Origin of the sequence: Zoogloea sp. (assembly GCF_044344315.1) — a bacterium.
GTDB lineage: Bacteria > Pseudomonadota > Gammaproteobacteria > Burkholderiales > Rhodocyclaceae > Zoogloea.
In genome coordinates this window covers 1-19763 of sequence record NZ_JBIJDC010000087.1, presented here as the reverse complement: position 1 = coordinate 19763, position 19763 = coordinate 1, and the positions used below count along the sequence as shown (strand labels likewise).

Here is a 19763-nt window from a genome sequence, read left to right as displayed (position 1 = left end):
ACTGCATCAACAGGCCGGATATAAGACCGCAATGAATCCGCCGAGCCAAAACTCAAAAACTTGCTTGTCACACGGGAGGCGTCCATATAAGAAGGCAAGAAAGCGTACCCCGCTGTCGCGCCCCCTTCGGGGGTTCCCTCCTTCCGGGCCCGTCAGGCGGGGTCTGCGCAAACTCGCCCTGCGGGCTCAAACATGCGCAGCCCTTTTTCCGCCTGCCGAACCCTCCAGTCGGCGCGCCAGAGGGGAGAGGAAATGCAGGTGATCAACGGCCAGTGCCCGACTCAAGTTTCGCAGGGGCTCGGTGCATCCGAAAAGCCCGTTCCGACCCCGCCGAGCAGCGCACCAGCAGGCGGGGCCTTCCGGCGCGGCTGTCTGAGCCCGAAGGGCGAGTTCCGCGCCGGCCGCCTGATGGGAGCAGCGCAGGGCAGTCATTCGCGCAGCGAATGACCGGGGGTGGCGGGTCGCCTTCTTTGCTGACTTTCTTGGCGAAGCAAGAAAGTCAGTCGCCCGCCGGGGCGAAATCCCGGCCAACGTCATGCCAAACAACGGAAAGCCGGCCAGTAACGGCAATGGAGAGCCTTACCTAGCAGGGGTGAAAGCGCTTTCCATACTTAACGCGAACAGCGCCAATGAATTCGACCCCACGGCCCCTCCCAGTCAGCATCAGAGCCTGCGGACGCCCGTTGCGCGTCACGCGTTAAACTGCCGCCTCCGGCGCCTTGAACGCCCCGCTGCGGAAGGCATCCAGAAGACGCCGCATGCGCCCGGCGTCTTCTTCCGTGAAACCCTGTTTGAAATCCGTCAGCACCAGCCGGGCGCGGGTCGGCCAGTTGCCGGGGGCATCATCCACGGCCAGCCATTCGGCCCCCGGAGCCCGGCGTTCAAGCCATTGCCGGGCTTCCCGCTCGCGCAGGCCGTAGAGCTCGTTGGGCGTGCGCGGGAAGATGGTGGGCGAGCAGTCGATCACCCGCGCACGGAGGTCTTCCGAAAAGCGCGCCGACAGCTTCTGCAGCGAGAACAGGGTGCGCCAGTCGGAGGCAATGATCACCCGCGTCTCCGGGTACTCGCGCAGCACCGACTCCAGCAGGGGCAGGCAGCGAAAATCCTCCGCCTCACCCCATGGATGGGTCACTCCGTCGAAATCGAGGAAGACGTAGACCGGGGTCAGGACCGCCGGTGGGGTGTTTTCGGCCGTTTTTTGATGCATCGCAACAGGGGCACTGTGGAAAGGCGGAAACTTGCCGTTAATTGAAAAAATGACTACGTAACAGTCACGTTAGACTATTCTAAGGTCAGCGATTGTTGCAGTGCGGTAATTTTTCTCGATCCAACGGAGCCCAGCCATGAAACCCATTATCAACCTCGAAGGCAAGGTCGGCCTCATCACCGGCATCGCCAATGAAAAGTCCATCTCCACCGGTGTTGCCGAATCCTGTATCGAGGCCGGCGCAAAAGTCGTCATCACCTACCAGAATGAGAAGACCCTGGCCTTCCTGGAGCCCATCGTCACCCGCCTGGGTGTCGAGGACGTGCTGCTGCTCGACGTGACCAAGCCCGAGACCATGGACGATGTCTTTGCCAAGATCGATGCCAAGTACGGCAAGCTCGACTTCGCCATCCACTCCATGGCCTTCGCCAAGCGCGACGATCTGCATGGCCGCGTGGTTGATACCTCCGCCGATGGCTTTGCCCTGGCCATGGACGTGTCCACCCACTCCTTCGTGCGTCTGGCCCGCAAGGCCGAGCCCCTGTTCGACAAGGCCGGTGGCGGTTCGCTGATCACCATGACCTACCTGGGCAGCGAAAAGGTCATCGCCAACTACGGCGTGATGGGCCTGTGCAAGGCGGCCCTCGAAGCCGCCACCCGCTACATGGCCTTCGAACTGGGCCCCAAGAACATCCGCGTCAATGCCATCTCCCCGGGCCCGCTGATGACCCGCGCCGCCTCCGGCATCGCCGGCTTCGACGGCCTGATGGCTGCCGCAGTGGATCGTTCCCCGCTGCACCGCCTGGTGACCCCGGAAGACATCGGCGCGCTGACCGCCTTCCTGGTCTCCGACGCCGGCCGCAACATGTCTGGCGGCGTGCACTTCGTGGATGCCGGGTACAACATCATCGGGTAACACCTTCCGGTCCCCGATGATCGACTACCCTGCCGCCGGATCGGGCGAGACGACAGCCAGTGTCGCCCTGCCCGATCCGGTTCCGGCCCACCCCCTGCTCGACGGCCTGCCCGAACTTGGGCGGGGGGAGTCCTCCATCGTCCTCGACCCCGGCGACGGCCAGCGAGTCTTCAAGCTGGTCAGCTCGCCCGCCGACTACTTCTATCTCGCCGCCGATGATCGCCCCACGGGCCTTCATTTTCCGCGCCTGTTTCACGACCACGGCGTCATCGGCAAGGCCAGCTCGGGCTACTCCTTCCGTCTCCTCGAGATCGAACGCCTGCTGCCCGTCTCGGGTGAAACCGAGGCGCTCGCCCAGCTACTCTCCCGGGCCTACTGGGAAGGCTGCGAGAAATGGGCCAACATGGGCGTCAATCGCGGCCGCCTGGCCCTCTATCACATCAGCCAGGCACCGCCGCCGGACCTGCCCGAGAGCCTGGTCAAGGCCGTCGCCGCCCTGTCAGACTTCATCGAGGAATACCCCGTGCAGCCGGACATCCTCAACCCCCACAACCTGATGATGCGCGCCGACGGCACGCTGGTGCTGTCCGACCCGGTGTTCCTGCCCTGACAGGCAGCAGGCTGGCGCATGTACCGCCCCCCTGCGGATACCGGATATCAGTTGCCTGACGAGTGCCGTGGGGTCGAATTCACCCTGCTTTCCTCCGTTGACCTCCCTGAACCCGACGAAAACCCAATGCTGACGCGGGTTTGGGTGCCCTCGGCCGGATCACCCGATGGGTGAGGCTTGTGGGGTTTATGGGCGGCGCCGACGGTGGCTGCAGGGGGCGGTAGGGGCGACTTCAGTCGCCCGCGGGCTTCAATCAAGGGCGTGCCGGTGATCGGCGCGTGGATGGGCGACTGAAGTCGCCCCTACAAGTCGCCCCTACGGGAGCGCAGTTGCACGGATCAGCCAGGCTCACACCCTTTCAGATCACCGCGTCCTTCACCTCGCCGCCCAGCACTTCCAGCAGTGCCGGGATCAGGCGCGACAGTTCGCCGCTCATCAGCGCGAAATCGGCTTCCATCTGCATGTCGGCGGCGTCGGCCTGGCGTTCGGCTTCTTCCTTGATCACGTCGAGGAAGGCCACCCGCTTGATCTCCATCTTTTCGGTCAGGATGATCGAGATGCGGTCGTCGAAGGTCATGGCCAGGCGCGTCGGCAGCTTGCCGGCGGCCAGGTGGTCCTGCACGTCCTTGCCGTCGAGGGCGTGGCGCACGTAGCGCACGGCGGCCTTCTCGTCGGTGACCGCGCGCAGCTCGCAGTCCAGATCGATGGTGAAGTTGCCGCTGGCCTGGTTGGCCGCCAACCAGCCGGTCATCACCGACACGGGTGACAGCTCGGTCTTGACCATCTTCACCGGCAGCTCGTCCAGGGTGTCGCGCAGGGCGTCCAGCACTTCCTCGGCGCGGGCCGGGCTGGCGGCGTCGATCACCAGCCAGCCGCCCTTCGGGTCGATCCAGCTGTACACCTTGCGGCGCCGGGTGAAGGCCCGGGGCAGCAGCTCCTGCAGCACCGCCTCCTTGATCTCCTTCATCTGCTTGCGACCGGGCTTGAAGCCCTGCTGGGCCTCGATCTGCTCGGCCTTGTCGGCCGCCACCTCATTGACCACCGATGAGGGCAGCAGCTTCTGCTCCACCATCAAGGCCACCAGGAAGTGCCCGCCCACGGCCAGCACGAAGCGGTCGTCCTTGGTCGGCGAACTCCAGCCCCGGCTCGCCATGTCCTGGCTGCCACAGGGCGCAAAGGGCCGGGCGGCAAGCTTTTCGTTGAGGGTTTCGACGGTCAGGCCCCAGTTTTCGGGGAGACGGTAGATCTGGAGATTGCGGAACCACATGGCGGGGAACGATCCGTGCTGATGGAAAAGAGGCGGCATTGTAGCGGCTCAGCGCGGGCCTGCCTGACCGTTCGGCGGAACGATATGCCGTTGACACTCTGCAATTCAGAGCATATAACTCTGAACTGCAGAGTCAATTCAAACGGAATCCCCGATCATGGCCGACCCCATCTCCCGCCAGCTCGACAACATCCAGTCCATGCTCGTCCGTGGTCAGCGCAATCTGCGCATGGAGCGCCACAGCCTCATCCTGTGGGGCCTCGCCGGCGCCGGGCTGTTCCTGTCCAGCGACGCGGTGTTCACCGCCGAGCAGATCCCCGACACACCCCAACGTGCCCTGGTGTGGCTGGCCTACATCGCCCTGGTGCTGGGCGGCGCCGGCTACGCCGACTGGCACCTGACCCGGCGCATCAAGGCAGCCCGGGACGAAACCTGGTCCTTCATCCACCGTCAGGTGGTCAAAATGCTGTGGCTGCTGATGGGTATCGGCACGCTCTTCACCTTCGCCACCTTTTTCTTCGGTGGCGCCTACATGCTATGCACCGTGTGGCTCGTACTGATCGGCCTGGCCCTTTACGTACATGGGCTGTTCTCGGAAGAGGTGCTGGAATGGGCCGGCGGCATCATCATTGCCATCGGGGTCGCCGGGCTGGCCGCCAGGCTGCCTTTCGAAACCATGAAGTGGATCGCCACCTCGGTGTTCGGACTCGGCCTGCCGATGCTGTCGGGCCTTCTCGACCACGGCCGCACGCGCCCCTTCACCCTGCGCCTGGCCCAGGCCGCCGCTTGGACGGTGCTGGTGCTGGCCGCCCCCCTCGTCGGCCACCGCTACGCCTCCGCGCTGCTGCCGCCCGAAGTACCGGTCACACCCCTGGAAGCCTTCCGTTCCGGAGCCGATCTGGCCGGGCTGCGCATCGTCGGCCTGCCTGCCGGCACCCGCGTGCCGGTGCGGGTCGAGGTGTCCGGCGATCTGTTCCGTCCGGCCCCCGATGCCATCCTGCCCCTGACCCTCGACCAGCCCCTGGAGATATTGCTGCGCGATGGCCACCCCACCGGCGACGTGCGCGCCCCCGGCGGCCCCTGGCGGTTGGCAAGGGAAACCCACTGGATCTCCATCCCCTGGATGCGCGCCAGCCTCGACCCGGCCCGCGGGCCCCAGGTCGAGTCTGCCCTGGTGGTGGACTTCCAGGGTGGCAGCGCCCGTCAGTAGCCCGCTTTCCCCATGTCAAAAAGGAGTCCTACCGTGAACCTGCGTCTTTCCGCCGGCGCCCTTGCCGCCTTCGCCCTGGCAGGTTGTGCCAGTTTCGGCAAACCGGGGGCCGACGAGCTGGCCCGCCTGCCCGTCGTCCGCTTCGGCGACACCGCACCTGCCGGCCAGCCCTTCATCCTGCACTATCCGGCCGGCGCGCCCCTGCCGGTCGAAGCGCGTGTCCATGGCAGCCTGCTCGACGGTGAAGCCCGCAGCACCCTCACCGTGCGCACCCGCCAGGACGTCTACACCTACAAGCAGTGGGCCAGCCTGGACGGTAAAAACTGGAAGCCCGGCAATGAAGTGATCGGTGGAAACTTCGAAATCCGCGTGCCCGGCGAGCAGGATGGACGCAATCCGGGCACGATGCGGGCAGAATTCAACCTGAAATAAGCAGACGGAACGGCCCGCCCGGCGCGGGCCAACGCCCATGGAACCCCTCGACGCCCTTCTCCACCAGCCCCTGCGCACCCAGCTCGCTGCCTTCCTGGCCGGTGCGGGCGAGGCCAGCTTCTCCGAACTCAAGCGCAGTCTGGATGTGTCCGACGGCAACCTTGAGTCTCATCTCAAGAAGCTGATCGCTGCGGATTACGTGTCCCTGCGCCGCAGCGACGGCCCAGGGCGGAGTCAGACCAGCTACAGCCTGACCCCCACCGGGCTGAATGCCCTGCACCGCTACGTGAAGGCCCTGCAGAAGTTGTTACCCATGGGCGACAGCCATGGGGTACCGGGGGTGCTGGCGCGGGACGCTGGCGGGTAGCTCAGCCTCCTGTCGGCGCCGGGACCTCGTCACGCCAGCCGTTTTCGAAGACCACCGTCTCCAGGGGCATGCGCTCGGCCCACTGGTGGATCTCCAGCATCGGACGGGGGTAGAAGGCCTCCACGTGGCCGATGCACAGGATGGCCACCGGCCGGGCGCCGGCGGGCATGCCCAGCAGCTCGGCCAGCGCCACCGGGTCGAAGATGGACACCCAGCCCAGGCCGATGCCTTCGGCCCGCGCCGCCAGCCACATGTTCTGGATGGCGCAGGCCACCGAGGCCAGGTCCATCTCGGGCAGGGTGCGGCGGCCGAAAACATGCTTCTCGCGCCCGTCGGCCAGGGCCACCACGATCACCTCACCGGCCTCCAGCAGGCCTTCCACCTTGAGGCGCATGAAGTCCTCCTCGCGCTCGCCCAGGGCCCGGGCGGTGGCGCAGCGTTCCACCTCGACCAGGGCATGCATGCGCTCGCGCAGGCCCCGGTCGGTGATGCGGATGAAGCGCCAGGGCTGCATGTAGCCCACGCTGGGGGCGTGGTGGGCGGCCCACAGCAGGCGCGCCAGCAGGTCCGGCGCCACCGGATCAGGACGGAAGTGACGCATGTCGCGCCGCTCGGCGATCACGCGGTAGATGGCTGCCACATCGGCATCGGGAAAGCGGTGGGGGCTGGCGTCGGGGGTGGAATCGACCATGATCAATCCGCGGGTGACAGGGGGCAATTCGATTGCCGGGAACAGGTTATTCGAGGCCGGAGGCGGGCGCGCCCGCCATGGCACCCAGTTTACTCGTCGAGCAGGCGGACGCGGACCTTCTTGCCCTTGATCTTGCCGTCACCGAGCCGCTTCAGGGCCTTGCGGGCAATGCTGCGCTCCACGGCCACGTAGGTGGATTGCTCGTTCACGTTGATCTTGCCGATCTGGCTGGCGGCAAAGCCGGCCTCGCCGGTGAGGGCGCCCAGCACGTCGCCGGGGCGGATCTTTTCCTTGCGCCCACCGAGGATCTGCAGGGTCACCATGGGCGGCACCAGGGGCGTCTGGTCCTCGGCCTGGAGGGCGTCGATGGACTCCCACACCGGCTCGAAGCCATGGGCACGGGCCAGGTTGTTCACCCGGTTCATCTCGTTGGGGCTGGCCAGGCTCAGGGCCCAACCTTCCTCGCCGGCCCGGCCGGTGCGGCCGATGCGATGCACATGCACCTCCGGGTCGGGGGTCACATCCACGTTGATCACGGCCTCCAAGCGGGCGATGTCGAGGCCGCGGGCGGCCACGTCGGTGGCCACCAGCACCGAGCAGCTGCGGTTGGCAAACTGCACCAGCACCTGGTCCCGGTCGCGCTGGTCGAGCTCGCCGTGCAGGGCCAGCACATGGAAGCCCTCGGCGTGCAGCACGTCGATCAGGTCGCGGCACTGCTGCTTGGTGTTGCAGAAGGCCAGGGTGCTCTCCGGGCGGTAATGGCGCAGCAGCAGGCCCACGGCGTGGAGGCGCTGGTCCGGTGTGACCTCGTAGAAGCGCTGGCGGATGATCTCGGCGGCATGCTGCTCGGGCAGGGAGATCTCCTGGGGCTGGCGCATGAACTGGCGCGCCAGGCGCACCACGCCTTCCGGGTAGGTGGCCGAAAACAGCAGGGTCTGGCGCGCCTTCGGGCAGGCCTTGGCCACGTAGGCGATGTCGTCGAAGAAGCCCATGTCGAGCATGCGGTCGGCCTCGTCCAGCACCAGCGTGCCCAGGGCGTCGAGCTTGAGGCTGCCGCGGGAGATGTGATCCATCAGGCGCCCCGGCGTGCCCACCACGATGTGAGCACCGTGCTCCAGGCTGTCGGCCTGGGGGCGGATCGGCGTGCCACCGCACAGGCTGAGGATCTTGATGTTCTCCTCGGCACGGGCCAGGCGGCGGATCTCCTGGGTGACCTGCTCGGCCAGCTCGCGGGTTGGGCACAGCACCAGGGCCTGCACGGCAAAGCTGCGCGGGTTGAGGCGGTCGAGCAAGGCCAGGGCGAAGGCGGCCGTCTTGCCGCTGCCGGTCTTGGCCTGGGCAATCAGGTCATGCCCGGCCAAGGCCACCGGCAGGCTGGCGGCCTGGATCGGCGTCATGGCGTGGTAGCCGAGGCGCGCCAGGTTGGCGATGACCGGGGCCGGCAGGGGCAGCTGATCGAAGGGGGCCGCCACGACGGCGGCCGGGGGCGGAACGAAGGTGGCGTCGGAGGCAGGGCCGGAATCGGCGTCCGGCAGCGGGGGCAAGGTCGAGTTCATGCCGGATTATCCCGGAAAGCGCCGGCCCGCGCCGGCGACACAGGAAAAAGCCCGGGAGGGCAGCCTCAATGGCGGTTCAGTTGCGCAGCTCCTGCTGCCAACGCGCCCGCTCCCGGGACAGGCGCTCCTGCACGCGCCGCTGCTCTTCCATCTCGGCACGGCGCTCGGCCTCTTCCTTCTGGCGTTGGTCGCGCTCGGCCTGCTGGCGGGCGGCCTGCTCGGCGCGCTCCAGATCGGAGGACACCCGGTCGGCATAGTAGGTGCGCTCACGCAGGGCTTCCTCACGTCGGCGCTCCTCGTCCCGGCGGGCTCGCTCCTGGCGCTCCTGATCGTATCGGCTGGCGGAATCGGCCCGTTCCTGGCGCTCCCGGCGTTCCTGTTCGGCGATCTCTGCCTCGCTCATGTTGCCGTACATCTGGCGCCGCTCGGCGGCCATCACCCGCTCCTGTGCCTCGGATGCCATCTCGCCGCTGGCAACGCGCCCGGCCTGCTTGAAGGCAAACAGGGAAAAGAAGATCTGGATGACCATGCCGACAATCATCAGACCACCGATGACGGTCAGCATGATCCGCCCGGGCGTCCATTTGACGTCGCTGATTTCCACCTTCAGGGGCGTGCCGCCCTCCGCCAGCGGTGACGCGGCGAAGGCGGCATGGACCAGGCTGGCATCGTAGGCGGCACGCCGGCCGGGTTCGGAGAGAATCCAGACGGCCTCCTTGATGGCCTTGATGCGGTTGTCCGCATCCACAGGGGGCAGCCCGTGCTGGCCAGACTGATAGCGCTCGATCAGGCGGCGGTGAGCGGCCTGGATCTCGGCCTCGGTGGCATCCGGGGTGAGTCCGAGCAGATCGTAGAGGGTGGTCTTGGCCTTCATGGGATGGCAAACACGTTTGGATGGGATGCGGACGTGATTATGGCCGACGTGCAGGATCTGCGGAAAGGTGGCTTCCTACCTTCTGGCAGCCCGGGTCAGCGCAGTGGCTGACAATCTGCCGTACAGCGTCCATACGCGGCCTCGCAATCGGCGTCACGCTCGAAGCGCCGCTTGTCGGCCTCGGCCCGCCGAGCCTCCAGACGCTCCATCTCCGCACTGGCGTCGGAGCCGGCTCGGACATCCTGCCGTGACACCCAGGTATCACGCTCGAAGCGGTCGATGGAGCGCGCATCCTTCTGACACTGGCTTCGCTCGGCGGCGCACACGCTGGTGCATAACCCGCCCTCGTCGGCAAGGGCCGGAAGGGCGGAGACGAGGCTCAGGAGCAGCAGGATGAGGACGCGAGGCATGGGCATGTGACACAGAAAAGGATGGGGCCGGCGCCGCTCATGATGATCCCTCAGCCAGCGGGGCGCCACCCGCGGCGATGATGGCCCTGTCCTCGGCAATCCGCCCATCCACCAGCCGCACGATGCGATCGCAGCGGGCGGCCAGGCGAGGGTCGTGGGTGACAATGAGGCAGGCGCAGTTGCTCTGGCGGTTGAATTCCCGCAGCAGGGCGAAGATGTCGTCGGCGGTGTGGGTGTCCAGGTTGCCGGTGGGTTCATCGGCCAGGATCAGGCGCGGGCGCAGGGCCAGGGCACGGGCGATCGCCACCCGCTGCTGCTGACCGCCGGACAGCTCGGCGGGCTTCTTGAGGGCATGGGCCTTGAGGCCGACGGCGTCGAGCAAGGCGAGGGCCGTGGCCTCGGCCTCGTCGTCGGGACGGCCCCGGGCGATGATGCTGGGCATCATCACGTTCTCAAGGGCGGTGAAGGCCGGCAGCAGGTGGTGGAACTGGAACACGAAACCGATGCTGCGCCCCCGTAGCTGGGTGATCTCGGCCTCGGACAGGCTGGCGGTGTCCCGCCCGCCGATGGACAGACGGCCACCGGTGGGGCGCTCCAGCAAGCCGATGATGTTGAGCAGCGTGCTCTTGCCCGAGCCCGAGGGGCCGATCAGCGCGGCGAACTCGCCCTCGGCCAGGCTCAGGTCGATGCCGTGCAGCACCTCCGTCTCCACCGGCGTGCCCAGGTTGTAGGCCTTGGTGAGACCGGCCAGTTCGATGACGGGCGCCGCGCTCATGAGCGGATCGCCTGCACGGGGTCCATGCGTGCCGCACGGCGCGCCGGGATGAGGGCCGACAGCAGGCCCACCGCAGTGGCCACCAGGGCCGCCATGGCGATGAAGCGCGGCTCCAGCTCGGCGGCAAAGAGGGGCTGGCCGTCGGCGTTGCGGTAGATGGCTGAGAACACGTTGAGCAGGGTGAAGGCCAGCATGCTGCCGAGCACCGAGCCCACCGCCCCCACCACCGCCCCCTGGATCAGGAATATCTGCAGGATCATGCTGCGGCTGGCGCCCATGGCGCGCAGGATGCCGATCTCCTTCTGCTTCTGCACCACGCTGACCACCAGCACGCTGGCGATGCCCAGGGCCACGATGATGACCACGAAGCTGCGGATCAGATTGTTGGACACCGACTGGTTGCGCAGGGCCGCGAGCAGTTGGGCGTTGGTCTGCATCCAGCTCTCCACGTTGAGGCTGGTGGCGCCGCGCAGGCGGTCGGCCACTGGCTGGGCCTCGAAGATGTCGGCCACGGTGAGGTCCAGGTTGGACACGCCGCCGGGCAGGTCGAGCAGGCTCTGGGCCAGGGGCAGGGTCACGAAGACCCAGCGGCGGTTGAGATCCTTGTTGCCGATGTCGAAGATGCCCCCCACCTGCAGCAGCTCATCACGGCCATTGGGCAGGGCCACCCGCAGCTTGTCGTCCATGCGGATGCCCAGGTCCTTGGCCAGCTCGCTGCCGATCACCGCCCGGGTGCCTTCCACGGCAAAGCGCCCGGCCACCATGTATTCCTCCATGCGCACAATGCGCCGGTAGCGTTCGGCGTCCACCCCCATCAGGGCCACCGATTTGCTGGCCTGGCCGCGCACGGCGAAGGCCGGGCCGGTGACCACCGGCGACACCGCGGTCACCCCGGGCATGTCGGCGGCCAGACGGGCGATGTTCTCCCACTGGTCGATGGAGCGCAGGCGCTGGGCGCGGGGCTCGACGATGGAGGCAAAGCCGGCGTCGTCGATGGCGCGCCGATTGACCTCCTCGGCCGGGCGGATCACCACGTGGGCCTGGCTGCCCAGCACCCGGTCCACGATCTGTGCCTGGAGCTGGGTGATGAGCTGGGTCAGGAATACGATCACCGCCACGCCACCGGTGGTGCCGGCGAGGATCAGCAGGGTCTGCATGCGCCCCTCGCGCAGGAAGCGCAGGGCCACGAGGGGCGCGAAGGGGAGCCGGAACTTCATGTCGGGGTGCTCCGCGGGCCAGCCGGGGCGGCCATCAGCGGGTCATGCCCTGGGGCACCTGCACGCCCGACACCTTGGGCTTGCGGGCTTCGCGGATGCGCAGCCGGTCGCCTTCCAGGGCGCCGCCGGTGGGCAGCACCACCTGGTCGCCCTCGGCCAGGCCGGTGAGGATCTCGACGCGACCGATGCCGCTCAGACCGAGGCCGACCTCGGCACGGGTGGCGATGCCGTCCCGGGCCACCAGCACCCAGGGCTTGCCGCTGTCCGGGTCGCGCACCGCCTCGGCGGGCAGGACCAGGGTGGCATCCCGGTGGCCGGTGATGGTCTCGACGGAGACGGTCATGTCGGGGCGCAGGAAGGGCGGGGCCGCGGGTACCCGGAAGCGGGTCTCGACGGTGCCGCGCTGGGGGTCCACGGCCGGCGCCAGGTAGTAGAGCTCGGCGTCGAAGGGCTGGGCCGGAAAGGCGTCCGCCACGCCGCGGGCCTTCTGGCCGGGCTTGAGGAGGCGCAGGTTTTTTTCGTCCACGGTGGCATAGACGCGGGTCTCGCCGGCCTCGGCCAGCTCCAGCAGCACCTTGCCGGCAGTGGCCACGTCGCCGGGCTCGGCCTTGCGGGTCAGCACCACGCCGGCGGCGGGGGCGGTCAGGGTGAGCTGGGCGGCACGGGCACGGGCATTGACGAGCTGGGCACGGGCCTGGTCCACCCGGGCGCGGGCGGCCTCGCGCTCACTGCCACCGGCCTGCTGGGCGGCCAGCTGGGCGCGGGCCGTATCGGCCGCGGACGCGGCATTGGCGGCGTTGCGCAGGGCATCGTCGGCCTTCGACTGGGCGTAGAAACCCTTGGCCACCAGCTGGCGGGCACGTTCGGCCTCGGCCACGGCCACCTTGCGGTTGGCCTCGGCCTGGGCGAGTTGCTGGGCGGCCACTGGGCGGCTGACGGTCTCGATCTGGGCAAAGCGCGCCTCGGCCTCGGCCAGGGCGGCGGCAGCCTGGCCCACAAGGGCTTCGGCGTCGTCGGCGCGCAGGCGGGCCAGGACCTGCCCGGGGTGCACGGGGTCGCCCTCGCGCACCTTCACCTCCAGCACGGTGGCCGCCAGGGGGCTGCCGATGACAATGCGCGCCGGTGTGGCGATGCGCCCGGTGGCCACCACCGACTGGGTCAGGGGTGCCCGGGCAACGCTGACCACGTCCACCTCACGCCCTCGCGGCCACAGTACGGCAGCCGCCACCACGCCGGCCGCGGCCAGCGCCAGGATCAGGTTGCGGCGCTTCATGCCGGCTCCGCCAGCAGCTTGTCGAGGAGAGCGTGGAGCTTGGGGAAGTCAGGCTCGCCCAGGAATTTCTGGACGATGCGCCCCTGGCGGTCAATCACGAAGGTAGTGGGGGTGAGGCGCACCTCCTCGAAGCCCTTGGCGGCCTCGCCAGTGGTATCGAGGGCCACGGTGAAGGGTAGGCCGTTACGGGCGGCAAAATTGCGCACGTACCCGGGGGGATCGTAGTTCATGGCGATGGCCACCGTCTCATAGCCGCGGGGGGCAAACTTGCGGTGGGTTTCCACCAGCTTGGGCATCTCGGCCACGCAGCTGGTGCAGGTGGTGGCCCAGAAGTTCACCAGCACCACCTTGCCCTTGAGGGCACCCAGGCGGGCGCTCTGCCCGTCGAGCGTGGTGTACCGCACATCCGGCGCCACCGGCTGACTGCAAGCGTTAAGGAGTGCAAGGAGGGCGACTGTAGCCAGAAGGCGCGTGATAGCCTTGAGAAACATTGTTTTTAACCGGAAGAGAGAGGTGTGCCGTGCGTGGGATTCTGCGAGCTTTGCTGCTGCTTGTCATCTGTGGTCAGGCCTGGGCCCTGGGACTTGCCGACCTCACCGACAAGGATGCCTCCGGTGGTTTGCGTGAAGCTCTGGCCCAGGGGGCCGAGAAAGCAGTAGGACAACTGGGAAGTGACGGTGGTTTCCTCAACAACCCGAAAGTGAAGATCGGCCTGCCCGACAGCCTCGCCCCCATGGAGAGCATGCTGCGCACCATGGGCCGCGGCAAGGACCTGGACGCCCTGGTTGCCACCATGAACAAGGCCGCCGAACAGGCCGTGCCCAAGGCCAAGCCCCTGCTCGTGGACGCCGTGAAGAAGATGAGCGTCGAGGACGCCAAGAAGATCCTCTCCGGCGGTGACGACGCGGCCACCCGCTACTTCAAGGACAAGACCTCGGGCCAGTTGGCCGAGTCCTTCCTGCCCACCGTCAAGGAGGCCACCGACAAGCTGTCCCTGTCGGCCCAGTACAACAAGCTCGCCAGCAAGGCCAACCAGTTCGGTCTGGCCAAGGGCGACGAGCTGAAGATCGAGAACTACGTGACCCGCAAGGCCCTCGACGGCCTCTTCCTGATGATCGCCGAAGAGGAAAAGGCCATCCGCAAGGATCCGGTGGGTGCCGCCGGCGGCCTGGCCAAGAAGGTCTTCGGCGCCATTGGGCAGTAGGCCCGGGTTCCGCGGGGGCCACGGCCCCTGCCTGCCAGCGTGCATCCACCGCCCCGCCTGTTCGCCCTGGGCGACGCCGCCTTCACGGTGGAGTTCGGCCCGCCCCAGGCCAGGGACGTCCCCCCGGACATCCAGGCCCGGGTGCTCGGCTTTGCCGCCGGGCTGACCGAGCTGCAGGCCGCGGGCGGGCTGTCCGGGGTGATCGAGTGGGTGCCCACCTTCCGCTCGGTCACGGTGCATTTCGATCCCGACCGCTGCCCTCCCCAGCACCTCGCCACCCGCCTCCAGGCCCTGGCCGCCGAAGGCCGGCAGGCCACCGGTAGTGGGCGCGAGTGGACCATCCCGGTATGTTTCGACGGCGAATTCGCCCCTGACCTGGACGCCGTGGCGGTGGCCTGCGGGCTGAGCCGTGAAGCAGTCATCGCGCAGCTCACCGCCACCGAATTCACGGTACGCATGCTCGGCTTCCTGCCCGGTTTTCCCTATCTCGGTGGCCTGCCCGCCAGCCTGGAGATGCCCCGCCTGGCCACACCGCGCCCACGCGTGCCGGCCGGCTCGGTGGCCATCGCCGGACGCATGGGCGCCATCTACCCCTGGGACAGCCCGGGTGGCTGGCGCTTGGTGGGGCGCAGCCCGGTGACTCTCTTCGATGCCACCCGGGCCGACCACCCCGCCCTCTTCGCCCCCGGCGACCGGGTACGCTGGCAGGCCGTGGGGCCGGAAGCCCTGGCCGCATCGTGAGCGCCAGCCTGGAGATCCGCTCGCCGGGCCTCGGCGTCAGCATCCAGGATGACGGGCGCCACGGCCATCGACGCATCGGCGTGCCCCTGTCCGGCGCCTTGGACCCGGTCTTCCTGGCCGCAGCCAACGGCCTGCTCGGCAATCCGGCCGGCGCTGCCGGGCTCGAGGTACTGCTCGCCGGCCCCCTGCTGCAGGCCCTCGACGCACCGGTGCGCATCGCCCTGGCGGGCACCATGGGCGCCCGACGCATCGGCCCCTCGGGCGCCAGCCAGGCGGTTCCGGCCTGGTCCACGCTGAGCCTGCAGCCCGGTGAGCAGCTGCAGGTGGGCAGCCCCCGCGGCGTCGGCTATATCGCCGTCGAAGGCGGCCTGCTCACCCCGCCCATGCTCGGCAGCCGCTCGACCTACGCCCGTGCCGGGCTGATCCACGCGGCCACCACCCTGCCCTGCCGCGCCGCCCGCGGGCACTGCGGCGAGCGGCAGAACGTGGCGCTGAGCCATGAAAACGGCCCGATCCGGGTCATCCCCGGCCCCCAGGACGATCACTTCACCGCCGCCGCCCTCGACCACTTCTACACCGGGCCTTTCCGCGTGACCCGCCAGCGCGACCGCATGGGCCTGCGTCTGGCCGGGCCGGCCCTGGCCCACAATCAGCGCGGCGCCGACATCGTCTCCGACGGCGTGACCCCCGGCGCCATCCAGGTGCCGGCCGACGGGCAGCCCATCCTGCTGCTGGCCGATTGCCAGACCGTGGGCGGCTACCCCAAGATTGCCACCGTGATCCGCGCCGACCTGCCGCGCCTGGCCCACCTGCAGCCCGGTGACGAGATCCGCTTCCGTGCGGTGGACGCGGACGAAGCCGCCGCCGCCCGGGCCGCGCTGGCCCGCCGACTGAGCGACTGGCTGGCCGGCGCCCGGCCCGCCCAGGCAGGCGGCGACCCGGACAGCGCCGTGCTGCTGGCCGCCAACCTGGCCGGCGCAGCCGTGCGCGGCGACGACCCCCACCTGTGGCCCGACTGAACGAGACCTGGCAATGACCCGCATCCTCAACCTCAATGCCGATCTGGGCGAGAGCTTCGGCGCCTGGCAGATGGGCCAGGACACCGAACTCCTGGGCAGCCTCGACAGCGCCAGCATCGCCTGCGGCTTTCATGCTGGCGATCCGCTGGTCATGCGGGACACCCTGCGCCGGGCCAGGGCGGCCGGCGTGGGTGTGGGTGCCCACCCCGCCTACCCCGACCTGCAGGGCTTCGGACGGCGCCCCATGACCCTGCCCGCGGCCGAACTGGAAGCCATCCTGATCTACCAGATGGCCGCCCTGGCCGGCATGGCCCGGACCGAAGGCCTGGCCATGGTCCACGTCAAACCCCATGGCGCCCTGTCCAACATGGCCTGCGTGGACGCCACCCTGGCCGGCACCGTGGTCACGGCCATCCGGGCCTTCGACGCCAGCCTGATCCTCCTCGCCCCGGCCTGCTCGGCCCTGGCCGCCGCCGGCCGCCGGGCCGGGCTGCGGGTGGTGGAGGAGATTTTCGCCGACCGGGCCTACCAGGACGACGGCAGCCTGGTGCCACGCAGCCGCCCCGACGCCCTGATCCACGGCGCCGCCGCCGCCCTCGCCCATGTGCTCGCCATGCTCGAAGCCGGGGCACTCATCTCGGTGAACGGCACCCACCGGCCCACCCCCATCGGCAGCATCTGTGTGCACGGCGACGGCCCCGACGCGGTGGCCACAGCCCGCAGCCTGCGGGCCGGGCTGCTCGAACGGGGCTACCGCCTGGCCGGCCTCGAGGCGATTGCCACCGACTGAGCAGGATGGCCGGCCCGCCGGCACGACTCACGGAACCCGCAGCCAGGCCAGGCGTCCACCGAGGGCCAACCCGAGGAGAAACAACAATGAACAACGTCTCCCACATCCCCTCCTACCTGTCCCCCGAACACCTGGGCCCCTGGGAGACCTTCCTGATCCAGGTGGATCGGGTCGAGCCCCACCTGGCGCCGGAGCTGCGCCCCCTCGCCCCCATCCTCACCCGGCCCATGCGGGCGCTGATCGTCAACGTGCCGATCCGCCTCGACAATGGCGAGATGGCCCATTTCGAGGGCTACCGGGTGCAGCACAACCTGGCCCGCGGCCCCGGCAAGGGCGGCATCCGCTTCCACCCCCAGGTCACCCTGTCGGAGGTGATGGCCCTGTCGGCCTGGATGACGGTGAAGAACGCCGTGGTCAATGTGCCCTACGGCGGCGCCAAGGGCGGCGTACGGGTGGACCCGAAGCAGCTGTCCCTTGCCGAGCTGGAACGCCTGACCCGCCGCTACACCAGCGAAATCCACATCCTGCTGGGCCAGGACAAGGACATCCCCGCCCCCGACATCAACACCAACGAGCAGACCATGGCCTGGATCATGGACACCTACTCCATGAACGAGGGCCGCACCACCATGGGCGTGGTCACCGGCAAGCCGGTCAACCTGGGGGGCAGCCTCGGGCGCAAGGACGCCACCGGCCGCGGCGTCTTCGTGACCACCGTGGAAGCCGCCCGGCACCTGGGCCTGGAGATCGCCGGGGCGCGGGTGGCGGTGCAGGGCTTCGGCAACGTGGGTGAGGCCGCGGCGCGCCTGTTCGCCGAGGCCGGCGCCCGGGTGGTGGCCCTGCAGGACGGCTCGGGTTCCATCGCCAACCCGGCGGGGCTTGATCTCCAGGCCGTCAAGGCCTGGCGCCAGACCCAGCGCAGCCTGCTCGGCGCCCCGGGAGCAGAGACCATCGACGCGGAGCGCTTCTGGTCCGCCGACGCCGACATCCTGGTGGTGGCGGCCATGGAGAACCAGATCACCGCCGCCAACGCCGGGCTGATCCGTGCCCGCCTGATCGTCGAAGGCGCCAACGGCCCCACCACACCGGAGGCCGACCTGATCCTGCAGGAGCGCGGCATCACCGTGATCCCCGACGTGCTGGCCAACGCCGGCGGCGTGACCGTGAGCTACTTCGAATGGGTGCAGGACATCAGCGCCTTCTTCTGGACCGAGGACGAGATCAACGCCCGCCTCGACCGGATCATGCGCGAGGCCTTCGCCGCCGTCTGGGAGGCCGCCCGGAGCAAAGGCATCGTAATGCGCACGGCCGCCTTCGTGCTCGGCTGCGAGCGGGTGCTGCTCGCCCACAAGCTGCGGGGCCTGTACCCCTAAGGTCTGGCCGCCGGCCGCGGGTCCTGCCAAACCACGGAGCCAGCCGCACGGTTGATGCGGAGATGGGGGCATTCCCGGTCGCGGGTGCCGCCGCCGTGAACGCCGCCGTCAGGTGCACACAGATACACCCCCTCGGCGGTATAGAGCCGGTTGTACTGGTCGCAGCACGGGGCGGGCACGTAGAAATACGTCCGCCCCAGCAGCACATGCCGGCTGATGCTACGGGGATGGCGATCCGGGGGCGAGGCGAGGATCTCCGCCACCAGCCGCCCTATCGTTGCCGCCTCCCCGTCGTCGTCGGCCCGGGCCGGTGCCACGAAACACGTGACAACGATCAGGACGGCGGGAAGCCAGAGGCGGTGGAGTATCCCGAGAATATTCATGGCGGTATCCGGTGGCTGGGCCAGGGCGCGGCCCGGCGGGCCTGCAGTATTCACCGCGCGCCACGGCCTGTCACCCTGTCTGATGTTATTGAATCGTCACACCCCTGTCATCCGGCACGGGCAGGCTCGCGGCTCCGAAGCTTTGTCTACCTGCCGTGCTGCCCACCGATGCCGCCTATGGCTCTGATCGTTCCGGCCTGATCTCCGGCTACCTGTTCCACCCCGGTGCCCAGGGCCAGCCCATGGACACGATCCAGGCCGCCCGCTGGCTGGAAGGCCGGAACACGACCGACGGCGCCTTCGCCTGGTTGCATTTCAACCTCGCCAACGCTGCCACCGAACGCTGGCTGCGGGAACACCTGGACAGCGTGGATGCCTTCTTCGACGCCCTCCATGAGGGCTCCCGCTCGACCCGCATCGAGTACGCCCACAACGCCCTGATCGCGGTGGTCAACGATGTGCTCTACGAATTCGACTTTGAGCCCTCGCAGATCGCCACCCTGTGGATATGCGTGGATGAGCGCACCCTGGTGAGTGCTCGCCTGCAACCCCTGCGCTCCATCGACCGCCTGCGTGCGGCGGTGAAGAACGGCGAGACCTTCGATTCCAGCGTGGCCCTGCTGACCCATCTGCTGCGCGACCAGGCGGATGTGCTGGTGCAGATCGTCCGCGCCGCGACCGAACGCGTAGACAAGGTGGAAGACAGCCTCCTGGTCGGCCGCGTCAAGCACAGCCGGGCGCGGCTCGGCGCCCTGCGCCGGGTGCTGGTACGCCTGCGCCGCCTGCTCGCCCCGGAACCCGGCGCCCTCTTCCGCCTGCTCAACCAGCCTCCCGGCTGGATCGCCCAGGGCGACGTGCATGAGCTGCGTCATTCCACCGAAGAGTTCTCTGCCGTGCTCGGCGACATGACCGCGGTGCAGGAGCGCATCAAGCTGCTGCAGGAAGAAATCGCCGCGCAGGTGACGGAAGAGACCAACCGCAGCGTCTTCGTGCTGACCATGGTCACGGTGCTGGCCCTGCCCATCAACATGATCGCCGGCCTGCTGGGCATGAACGTGGGGGGCGTCCCCCTGGCCGAACACGTCCATGGCTTCTGGATCGTCGTGGCGATCATCGCCAGCTTCACGGTGGTGGCGGCGTGGTGGGCATTCCGGGGGCGGGAGGAGTAAGCCCCCCTGAGCTCGCCCGCCCTAGCGTCCGTGGCTTTCCGTTCTTCCACGTCACATTGGCCGGGTCTCGCCCCGGCGGGCGACCTTCTTCTTTGTTGTACGACAAAGAAGAAGGCAAGAAAGCGTACCCCGCTGTCGCGCCCCCTTCGGGGGTGCCCTCCTTCCGGGTCCGTCAGGCGGGGTCTGCGCAAACTCGCCCTGCGGGCTCAAACATGCGCAGCCCTTTTTCCGCCTGCCGAACCCTCCAGTCGGCGCGCCAGAGGGGAGAGGAAATGCAGG

The 19763-nt window shown here is 68.6% G+C and carries 22 protein-coding genes; 11 read left to right on the top strand and 11 right to left on the bottom strand.

What is annotated here, in order from left to right:
• Window positions 1–697: 697 nt before the first annotated feature.
• Window positions 698–1207 (bottom strand): HAD domain-containing protein, encoded by a 510-nt coding sequence (locus ACIQ09_RS16535; protein ID WP_398312287.1) that lies wholly within the window; start codon window positions 1205–1207, stop codon window positions 698–700.
• 136 nt (window positions 1208–1343) lie between these two features.
• On the opposite strand from ACIQ09_RS16535, the gene fabI reads away from it, so the two are divergent.
• Entirely contained in the window at window positions 1344–2123 is a 780-nt protein-coding gene (gene fabI, locus ACIQ09_RS16530) for an enoyl-ACP reductase FabI (RefSeq protein ID WP_296407593.1), read from the top strand.
• Window positions 2124–2139: 16 nt separating this feature from the next.
• Complete coding sequence (locus ACIQ09_RS16525) at window positions 2140–2733, top strand: hypothetical protein (RefSeq protein WP_398312283.1); 594 nt, start codon at window positions 2140–2142, stop codon at window positions 2731–2733.
• A 358-nt stretch (window positions 2734–3091) separates the two neighbouring features.
• Here the strand turns inward: ACIQ09_RS16525 and ACIQ09_RS16520 are convergent, their stop codons facing one another.
• On the bottom strand, window positions 3092–4000 hold the full coding sequence (locus ACIQ09_RS16520; protein ID WP_296567574.1) for a recombination-associated protein RdgC: 909 nt from the start codon (window positions 3998–4000) through the stop codon (window positions 3092–3094).
• A 157-nt stretch (window positions 4001–4157) separates the two neighbouring features.
• Here ACIQ09_RS16520 and ACIQ09_RS16515 point away from each other — a divergent pair, with 157 nt between their 5' ends.
• From ACIQ09_RS16515 to ACIQ09_RS16505, 3 genes are read left to right on the top strand one after another with little or no spacing between them, the layout of a single operon-like run.
• Window positions 4158–5210 (top strand): hypothetical protein, encoded by a 1053-nt coding sequence (locus ACIQ09_RS16515; protein ID WP_398312280.1) that lies wholly within the window; start codon window positions 4158–4160, stop codon window positions 5208–5210.
• Window positions 5211–5243: 33 nt separating this feature from the next.
• Window positions 5244–5642, top strand: coding sequence for a hypothetical protein (locus ACIQ09_RS16510; RefSeq protein ID WP_398312277.1), 399 nt, complete (start codon window positions 5244–5246; stop codon window positions 5640–5642).
• Between the two features lie 37 nt (window positions 5643–5679).
• Window positions 5680–6009 (top strand): transcriptional regulator, encoded by a 330-nt coding sequence (locus ACIQ09_RS16505; protein WP_398312275.1) that lies wholly within the window; start codon window positions 5680–5682, stop codon window positions 6007–6009.
• A gap of 1 nt (window position 6010) precedes the next feature.
• Here the strand turns inward: ACIQ09_RS16505 and bluB are convergent, their stop codons facing one another.
• The 8 genes from bluB to ACIQ09_RS16465 all read right to left on the bottom strand — a co-directional run bounded on the left by bluB (window position 6011) and on the right by ACIQ09_RS16465 (window position 13209).
• Window positions 6011–6700, bottom strand: a complete 690-nt coding sequence (gene bluB / locus ACIQ09_RS16500; protein WP_398312272.1) for a 5,6-dimethylbenzimidazole synthase — start codon at window positions 6698–6700, stop codon at window positions 6011–6013.
• Window positions 6701–6789: 89 nt separating this feature from the next.
• Entirely contained in the window at window positions 6790–8256 is a 1467-nt protein-coding gene (gene dbpA / locus ACIQ09_RS16495) for an ATP-dependent RNA helicase DbpA (protein ID WP_398312269.1), read from the bottom strand.
• A 76-nt stretch (window positions 8257–8332) separates the two neighbouring features.
• A complete protein-coding gene (locus ACIQ09_RS16490; RefSeq protein ID WP_398312266.1) occupies window positions 8333–9130 on the bottom strand; it encodes a J domain-containing protein in 798 nt (265 codons plus the stop codon).
• 95 nt (window positions 9131–9225) lie between these two features.
• On the bottom strand, window positions 9226–9540 hold the full coding sequence (locus ACIQ09_RS16485) for a hypothetical protein (protein WP_398312263.1): 315 nt from the start codon (window positions 9538–9540) through the stop codon (window positions 9226–9228).
• A 37-nt stretch (window positions 9541–9577) separates the two neighbouring features.
• Window positions 9578–10315, bottom strand: coding sequence for an ABC transporter ATP-binding protein (locus ACIQ09_RS16480; RefSeq protein ID WP_398312260.1), 738 nt, complete (start codon window positions 10313–10315; stop codon window positions 9578–9580).
• Window positions 10312–11532: an ABC transporter permease gene (locus ACIQ09_RS16475; RefSeq protein WP_398312257.1), complete on the bottom strand. Its 1221-nt coding sequence runs from the start codon at window positions 11530–11532 to the stop codon at window positions 10312–10314. Before ACIQ09_RS16475 ends, ACIQ09_RS16480 begins: the two co-directional genes overlap by 4 nt.
• A gap of 34 nt (window positions 11533–11566) precedes the next feature.
• Window positions 11567–12805, bottom strand: a complete 1239-nt coding sequence (locus tag ACIQ09_RS16470) for an efflux RND transporter periplasmic adaptor subunit (protein WP_398312254.1) — start codon at window positions 12803–12805, stop codon at window positions 11567–11569.
• Complete coding sequence (locus ACIQ09_RS16465; protein ID WP_398312251.1) at window positions 12802–13209, bottom strand: TlpA disulfide reductase family protein; 408 nt, start codon at window positions 13207–13209, stop codon at window positions 12802–12804. The genes ACIQ09_RS16470 and ACIQ09_RS16465 overlap by 4 nt, the downstream gene beginning before the upstream one ends.
• 137 nt (window positions 13210–13346) lie before the next feature.
• Here ACIQ09_RS16465 and ACIQ09_RS16460 point away from each other — a divergent pair, with 137 nt between their 5' ends.
• The 5 genes from ACIQ09_RS16460 (at window position 13347) to ACIQ09_RS16440 (ending at window position 17932) form a co-directional block, all read left to right on the top strand.
• Window positions 13347–14009 carry a DUF4197 domain-containing protein gene (locus ACIQ09_RS16460; RefSeq protein ID WP_398312248.1) on the top strand — a complete coding sequence of 221 codons (663 nt, stop codon included), beginning with the start codon at window positions 13347–13349 and terminating at the stop codon, window positions 14007–14009.
• A 39-nt stretch (window positions 14010–14048) separates the two neighbouring features.
• On the top strand, window positions 14049–14750 hold the full coding sequence (gene pxpB, locus ACIQ09_RS16455; RefSeq protein WP_398312245.1) for a 5-oxoprolinase subunit PxpB: 702 nt from the start codon (window positions 14049–14051) through the stop codon (window positions 14748–14750).
• Window positions 14747–15769: a biotin-dependent carboxyltransferase family protein gene (locus ACIQ09_RS16450; protein WP_398312242.1), complete on the top strand. Its 1023-nt coding sequence runs from the start codon at window positions 14747–14749 to the stop codon at window positions 15767–15769. The genes pxpB and ACIQ09_RS16450 overlap by 4 nt, the downstream gene beginning before the upstream one ends.
• 13 nt (window positions 15770–15782) lie before the next feature.
• Complete coding sequence (locus tag ACIQ09_RS16445) at window positions 15783–16559, top strand: LamB/YcsF family protein (protein ID WP_398312239.1); 777 nt, start codon at window positions 15783–15785, stop codon at window positions 16557–16559.
• Window positions 16560–16645: 86 nt separating this feature from the next.
• A complete protein-coding gene (locus tag ACIQ09_RS16440) occupies window positions 16646–17932 on the top strand; it encodes a Glu/Leu/Phe/Val dehydrogenase (RefSeq protein ID WP_398312236.1) in 1287 nt (428 codons plus the stop codon).
• On the opposite strand, the gene ACIQ09_RS16435 is transcribed toward ACIQ09_RS16440, so the two are convergent.
• A complete protein-coding gene (locus ACIQ09_RS16435; RefSeq protein ID WP_398312233.1) occupies window positions 17929–18315 on the bottom strand; it encodes a DUF6970 domain-containing protein in 387 nt (128 codons plus the stop codon). The two genes, ACIQ09_RS16440 and ACIQ09_RS16435, sit on opposite strands and share 4 nt — an antisense overlap.
• Window positions 18316–18470: 155 nt before the next feature.
• On the opposite strand from ACIQ09_RS16435, the gene ACIQ09_RS16430 reads away from it, so the two are divergent.
• On the top strand, window positions 18471–19484 hold the full coding sequence (locus ACIQ09_RS16430) for a transporter (protein ID WP_398312230.1): 1014 nt from the start codon (window positions 18471–18473) through the stop codon (window positions 19482–19484).
• The last annotated feature ends 279 nt before the right edge of the window (window positions 19485–19763 follow it).